We start from the raw sequence: 6,298 nt of genomic DNA, 5'->3' as shown, positions 1-6,298 counted from the left end.
TTGATGGTTATTGGCAACGATTTTAGAATTAAAAGCGCCAATAAATCTTTCTACCGGGATTTTCACCTTACTGAAGAAGAAACGTTAGGAAACGTGTTATTCGATTTACAAAATAACGGGTGGAACATACCGGGTTTACGAAGCCACCTCGTAAAAATTCAGAGAGGAAATGAAAAATTTATTGAGTGGGAGGTTACTTATGCATTTCCGGCAGCAGGAACCCGCACCATATGCTTTAACGCCCAGCCTATACAAAAAGAGAACGGTGCCAACTGGATACTGCTTGCATTCGATGACATTACGGCAAGAAAAGAAGCGGAGCAAGCAGAACTAAACAACCTGAATCATGTTAAAAAAATACTGGAGAACATTCCGCAAATTACTTCCACTGCATCTGCTAACGGGAGTGTAAATTATTTTAACCAGTTTTTTCTTGATTATTCAGGAATGACGTTTGACGAGGCAATCGGGTGGGGCTGGGAACGGGCCATAAAACCTGAAATGCTGGGGCAGGTAAAAACAGCATGGAGCCATTCGTTAAAAACCGGGAAAGATTTTAATATGGAGTTATTATTTAAAAGGAAAAGCGATAACATGTATCGCTGGCACTTGAGCAAGGCAAGCGCTATTTTAAATGATGACGGCACTGTTGTTTCCTGGGTTGGCTCGGCGGGTGATATTCATGATCAAAAAACAAAAGACCAAATAAAAGATGAGTTTATAGGTATTGCCAGCCATGAACTGAAAACGCCCCTAACAACGGCTAAAGCTTACATCCAATTATTGGAAATAGGCCTGGCTCAAACGAATAACGAAGATTTATTATTCGCACAAAAGGCAGGCGCATCAATTAACCGGCTAAACGATCTTATTGGCGAATTAATGGATGTAAGCAAAATACAAAATGGGAAACTGGATCTCAACATAACTGCATTTAATTTTAATGAAATGGTGGTTAATATAGTTAACGAAATGCAGTATACTTCAACTACGCATAGCCTGTTATGTTCAGGAGAAATAAAAGAACCTGTATGGGGAGATAAAGAGAGATTAGGACAGGTAGTTATTAATTTATTGAGTAATGCGGTTAAATATTCTCCCCAATCAAAAGAGGTATTCATAAATTTGTCGATGGAAGCAGGTGAGGTGAAGGTTGCCATAAGGGATACCGGCATTGGGATTCGCAAACAAAGTCTCGATAAAATATTTGAGCGGTATTACCGGGAGGAGCAACGTGCCGTGCATTTCCAGGGGTTAGGTATCGGTTTATTTATTTCTCATGAAATCGTTCAACGCCATCATGGGAAAATATGGGCAGAAAGCGAGCCCGGCAAAGGCAGCACTTTTTATTTTACTATTCCCGTATCACAATGAAAAAACGTATTTTGATTTTCGATGATGACGCAGAAATACTTATGGTCTGCAAAATAATCCTTGAACAAAAAAATTACCTTGTTCAAACAAGATTATTTTGCGATGATATAATTAAAGATATTGAGGAAGTAGATCCCGATGTTATTTTAATGGATTTATGGATACCCACTATCGGCGGCGAAAATGCAGTTAATCTCATTAAATCTAATGCTACCTATATGCACATACCCGTCATCCTTTTTTCAGCCAATGCAGAAATTGAAATAATTGAAGAACGGGCAAAAGCAAATGGTGTACTAAAAAAGCCTTTCGATATTAATACCTTGCTGCTAACAATTGAAAAGACATTAGCGGCCATCAGCCAATAAATTTTACTCCAAGCTCTTACAGGAACGCAAGAATATCTTTATTCAGTTGTTCTTTTTCAGTATACCATAACCCATGCGCCGCACCAGGATAAATAATAAAGCTGGCGTCTTTTATAAGCTCAGCGCTTCTTTCCCCCGTAGCTTTTATCGGTACAATGTTATCTCCATCTCCGTGTATAACTAGTGTGGGTACATTTATTTTTATAACGTCCTCACGGAAATCGGTAGACGCAAATGCATTAACACACTCAAGCGTGGCTATTGGTGAAGCCTCCATTACACGGGTTAAATTGTTGGCTAAAAAGGCATCACTTACCGGTTGCTTTGCCGTTGCAACTCCAAAAAATACTTTTGCAAAATTTTCCATAAAGGCCGGGCGGTCATTTTTTATGCCTTTCGCAATGTCATCAAATATTGCCTGCGGTACACCATCGGGATTGTCATCTGTCTTTAGCATGTAAGGCAACACGCTGCTCACCAATATTACTTTTGCAATATGCGCATCGCCATAATGTTTAAAATATTTGGCCACTTCGCCACCGCCCATCGAAAAGCCAATAAGCGTTACATCCTCAAGATCCAATTCGTCAATCAATGTTTTCAGATCGCCGGCCATGGTACCGTAGTCGTAGCCTGAATAAGGTTTGTCAGACTTACCAAAACCCCGCCGGTCGTAGGTAATGCAGCGGAAACCTTTGTTGGTTAATTCCGTTACCTGGTATTCCCACATAGCGCCGCTCAACGGCCAGCCGTGAATAAAAACTAAAGGCTGGCCGTTGCCAAGGTCTTCATAATAAATGTTTACCGGCTCAGCATTTATTATTGTTGACTTAATAAATGGCATGCGTAAAAGATTAAAATGGTTAATAATATTTTAGTGCCATACTCCCAAAACTTTGCCAATAAATATGGCGGCAGCAATAATATAAAAACCCGCTTCCTTCAGTAAACTTGTAGAATTATTTTCTCCATTATGGAGAATAGAATAAAAAAACCTGCCATCCGCGCAGGTTTTTTTCAGCAATTAATTTTACCAGGTCATAGTTGTTGACAGAGGTTCAAACATTCCGGTTAAAGAGGGTTTTTCATGGGAATAATAGCGATTGTAAGCGGGAAAATTTAAAATTTAATTCGATAGATATCCGGTTTTAGTACCTTAAGCAAGTACCATCAAATTAAGATAACAAAGTTACGGCTACCATACGGAAATAGCAGTCAACTTTATTAATTTAACATATGGCAGCTTTTACATATCTTAACTTATAGAATTGACAAGAACACAGGCGATCACTTCGATATATTTTTTACATGGCAACAAAATATTCCTTCGTTACCAAATGGCAATTAAAAGCGCCGTTGGCCGATGTGTGGGATGCCATTTATAACTCTACAGAATGGCCGCAATGGTGGCAAGGAGTAAAGTCAGTTATTGAAATCGAAAAAAACGATCCGCGGGGAATAAATGGCGTTAGAAAATACACCTGGAAAAGCGTGTTGCCCTACACGCTCACTTTCAGCATGAGGCTTACCGAAAACGAACCGCTTCGCCGGTTGAAAGGTGTTGCCTTCGGCGAATTGGAAGGTGATGGCGAATGGTTGTTTAGCGGGCAGGATGGCATTGTACATGTGCAATACAACTGGAACGTGATTACAACCAAAAAATGGATGAACACCTTTTCATTTCTGTTGAAGCCCTTTTTTATTGTCAGCCACAATACCGTTATGCATTGGGGTGGGAAAGGGCTTGCAAAAAAATTAGGAACAACGCTATTAAAGGGATAAATAATATTTAGCCAGCTATTGCATGGCATTTATTCAACAAATCTTTGGTATCAAAAGTTATAGATAACTGCGTTCCTTTTTTCGCCTCAGAAGTTAGTTGCATAATTCCATTATACAGTTCCGCACGGCTTTTTATATTAGTAATGCCAACGCCGCTTTTCTTTGCTGCAGTATCAAAGCCAATACCATCATCACTTATTGAAATAAAGAGCTGGCCATTATTTTCTTTAAAATTTATCAGGATCTTTTCTGCCCGGGCATGTTTTAAAATATTATTAATTTGTTCCTGTACTATTCTGAAAATGTCTAGTTTGAACCTGTTGCTTAAGCAACTTTCATTGAAATCTTCTGTGTCGAATAAGATTTTTATTGGATGGACCAGCATTATATCGTCCGCAATATCTTTAACGGAATCTACTAGGCCTTGCTCATTTATTAAAGGCGTGATAAGTATTTTAGATAACTTCCTGATTTCTTCAATCGCCGTAAGCGTATATTCGGAAGAAGTTGCTAAATATGACTCCCGGTTGGCATCATCTCTTTGCGCCATTTCGATGTATAATTTGGTGGCTCCCAAAAGCTGGTTAACATTATCGTGAAGTTCGCGCCCTATTGCCGAGCGCTCATTCTCCTGCGCGGCAAATACTGCAATGGTTATTTCTTTTTGCTTTATTATTTTTTCCTCCTCAACCTGTTCTTCAAGTCGTCTTTGCCGCGTAATATCTGTTATTAAAGAAAAGGATTGCTTAACATTACCATTGCCATCAAATATGGGCTGTACCTGTATTTTTACTAATATCTTATTGCCTGCCTTGGTATAATTGATTATCTCATAAACAAATGGTTTGTCTTTTAGTAATTGCCGCTTCACGTCATCGGATATATCAATATCTGTTCCGGAGCCATGCAAAAAAGAATTTGGGTTTTTCCCTATGACCTCCGCCAATTCGTAGCCATATATCTTTGTAAACGCGTTGTTGATCCACGTAATCTTTTGATCTTTATCTCTTATTGCAACTCCGTTAATAGTTTCCCTGGCAACAAGCGATAGTTTTTTCAATTCTTCTTCCTTATTTTTTCTATCGGTAATATCATGAGAAGCGCCAATAAGCCTTATAGCTTTTCCATCTGCATCTCTCACAATATAACCACGGTCTTCAACGTAGCCCGTTGTATTGTCGTTCCTTACAATTCTAAATTCTGATTCATACAGCTGCCGGTCCGGGGAATTAATGGCTTCATGAAGCATAAGCTCTACTCTTTCACGATCGTTAGGATGAACCCTTGATGCCCAGGCGTCTTTCGTACCTATTTCATTGCCTTCCCCGGTTCTGAATATTTTTTTCCAGCCTTCGGGATTTCTATAGACTTCATCTGTAATTAGGTTCCAGTCCCACACCATATCGTGGGTTGCTTTGCTTATAAGGTCATATTTTTTATTGCTCTCTTCAAGCGCATCCAAAATATGCTTTCTTTCAATACTGTACAACACGGTTTTTTCTAATAAGCTGCCGCTATAATCATCTTTAATCAGAAAATCCTGGGCGCCTGCAGCAATTGCCTGCAGGGCGATTTGTGTATCAGCTAAACCGGAATAAATGATAACAGGCACCCTGGAATTTACTTTTATTAATTCTAAAAATGTATCCAGGCCACTGCTGTCGGATAAGAAAAGATCCAGGAATATTAATGCAAAATTTTGTTTACCTGAATAATGCATGCCTTCTTCAAGTGTTTCGGCCATTATAATTTCATCAATCAATAAATTAGTGCCTAGGAGGTTTTCGCGCAGCAGCAGCTGATCTCCGGCATTATCTTCAATTATTAATATTGATAAGAGGTTAGTTTTATGCATGTTAATTTTTTTGCGGATAGGTTACACAATGAATCCAGAATTTTTCGATAGAATGTATCGTCCCGATGAAATCGTTTAAATTTCCCGGCTTTACGATATAACAGTTTGCGCAATTGTTATAGGAATATTCAATGTCTTTTTGAAGGCTGGATGAAGTCAACATTACTACCGGAATTTTCTTCAGCTCATTATCGTTTTTTACAAAATGCAATACTTCCCTGCCATCTACTTTAGGCAGGTTAATATCAAGTATTATGAGGTCAGGTAATATTGCCGCCGCAGACTTTAAAGAAAGCAGTGCCGCTTCTCCATTATCTATTACAGATATGTTTAACCGGGCTGAGTGGCCTTTAAATGCTTCCAGCATAAGCACAACATCGCCTTCATTATCTTCTACCAATAGGATATTAATTTTCTTTTGCATAGTAGTTATTTTAGGAGGTTATCGGCTAAAGCGGCGCAAAGCATGTTAGTGCCATCAACAGGAGAGGTCTGTAATTTGGATATGGTAAAATAAAATTTACTCCCCTTACCTTTTGATGATTCAACCCATATTTTACCTCCGTGTAACTCAACAATTTTTTTGCAAATGGCCAGGCCGATGCCGGTTCCTGTATATTGTTTCTTGTTATGCAGCCGCTGAAAAATGATAAATATCTTATCATTGAATTTAGCGTCTATCCCTATCCCGTTATCCTGAACACAAACCTGCCATTCGCCCGGTGTTTCGCTGCAGGTAATTTCAATTTCGGGTATTAAACAATCCTGGTATTTTATAGCATTACTGATGAGATTTTGAAACAACTGCAAAAGCTGCGATTCGTTTCCGCAAACCTTTGGAAGAGGGGAAATATTTATTGTGGTCTGCGATTCCTCTATAACAGACTTTAATGCCGTGCATGTTCTTGTAACTACCTCC

The 6,298-nt window shown here is 39.0% G+C and carries 7 protein-coding genes; 3 read left to right on the top strand and 4 right to left on the bottom strand.

Annotated elements, in window-relative coordinates:
• Positions 1-1,374 (top strand): PAS domain-containing sensor histidine kinase (locus ACO1O5_RS18225; RefSeq protein WP_486272776.1); only part of this gene is annotated, 1,374 nt, incomplete at its 5' end.
• Positions 1,371-1,742, top strand: a complete 372-nt coding sequence (locus ACO1O5_RS18220) for a response regulator (protein ID WP_486272774.1) — start codon at positions 1,371-1,373, stop codon at positions 1,740-1,742. The genes ACO1O5_RS18225 and ACO1O5_RS18220, both read left to right, overlap by 4 nt.
• Before the next feature lie 16 nt (positions 1,743-1,758).
• Here the strand turns inward: ACO1O5_RS18220 and ACO1O5_RS18215 are convergent, their stop codons facing one another.
• Complete coding sequence (locus ACO1O5_RS18215) at positions 1,759-2,586, bottom strand: alpha/beta fold hydrolase (protein WP_486272772.1); 828 nt, start codon at positions 2,584-2,586, stop codon at positions 1,759-1,761.
• A gap of 464 nt (positions 2,587-3,050) precedes the next feature.
• Here ACO1O5_RS18215 and ACO1O5_RS18210 point away from each other — a divergent pair, with 464 nt between their 5' ends.
• A complete protein-coding gene (locus ACO1O5_RS18210; RefSeq protein ID WP_486272770.1) occupies positions 3,051-3,524 on the top strand; it encodes an SRPBCC family protein in 474 nt (157 codons plus the stop codon).
• Between the two features lie 7 nt (positions 3,525-3,531).
• Here ACO1O5_RS18210 and ACO1O5_RS18205 read toward each other — a convergent pair whose 3' ends face one another.
• From ACO1O5_RS18205 to ACO1O5_RS18195, 3 genes are all read right to left on the bottom strand, one after another.
• A complete protein-coding gene (locus tag ACO1O5_RS18205) occupies positions 3,532-5,379 on the bottom strand; it encodes a PAS domain S-box protein (RefSeq protein ID WP_486272768.1) in 1,848 nt (615 codons plus the stop codon).
• A 1-nt stretch (position 5,380) separates the two neighbouring features.
• The gene (locus tag ACO1O5_RS18200) at positions 5,381-5,803 is read right to left on the bottom strand and encodes a response regulator (protein ID WP_486272766.1); all 423 of its coding nucleotides are present in this window, start codon (positions 5,801-5,803) and stop codon (positions 5,381-5,383) included.
• Between the two features lie 5 nt (positions 5,804-5,808).
• Positions 5,809-6,298: sensor histidine kinase (locus ACO1O5_RS18195; protein ID WP_486272764.1), on the bottom strand; the 490-nt coding region annotated here is incomplete at its 5' end.

Source organism: Ginsengibacter sp., from assembly GCF_057362405.1.
The sequence above is the reverse complement of the archived record's forward strand: the minus strand, read 5'-3'. Positions and strand labels throughout refer to the sequence as shown.

Bases quoted from the DNA above. Each gene is read 5' to 3' on its own strand.
- ACO1O5_RS18220 (WP_486272774.1), top strand. From the start codon at position 1,371: ATGAAAAAACGTATTTTGATTTTCGATGATGACGCAGAAATACTTATG.
- ACO1O5_RS18215 (WP_486272772.1), bottom strand. From the start codon at position 2,586: ATGCCATTTATTAAGTCAACAATAATAAATGCTGAGCCGGTAAACATT.
- ACO1O5_RS18210 (WP_486272770.1), top strand. From the start codon at position 3,051: ATGGCAACAAAATATTCCTTCGTTACCAAATGGCAATTAAAAGCGCCG.
- ACO1O5_RS18205 (WP_486272768.1), bottom strand. From the start codon at position 5,379: ATGCATAAAACTAACCTCTTATCAATATTAATAATTGAAGATAATGCC.
- ACO1O5_RS18200 (WP_486272766.1), bottom strand. From the start codon at position 5,803: ATGCAAAAGAAAATTAATATCCTATTGGTAGAAGATAATGAAGGCGAT.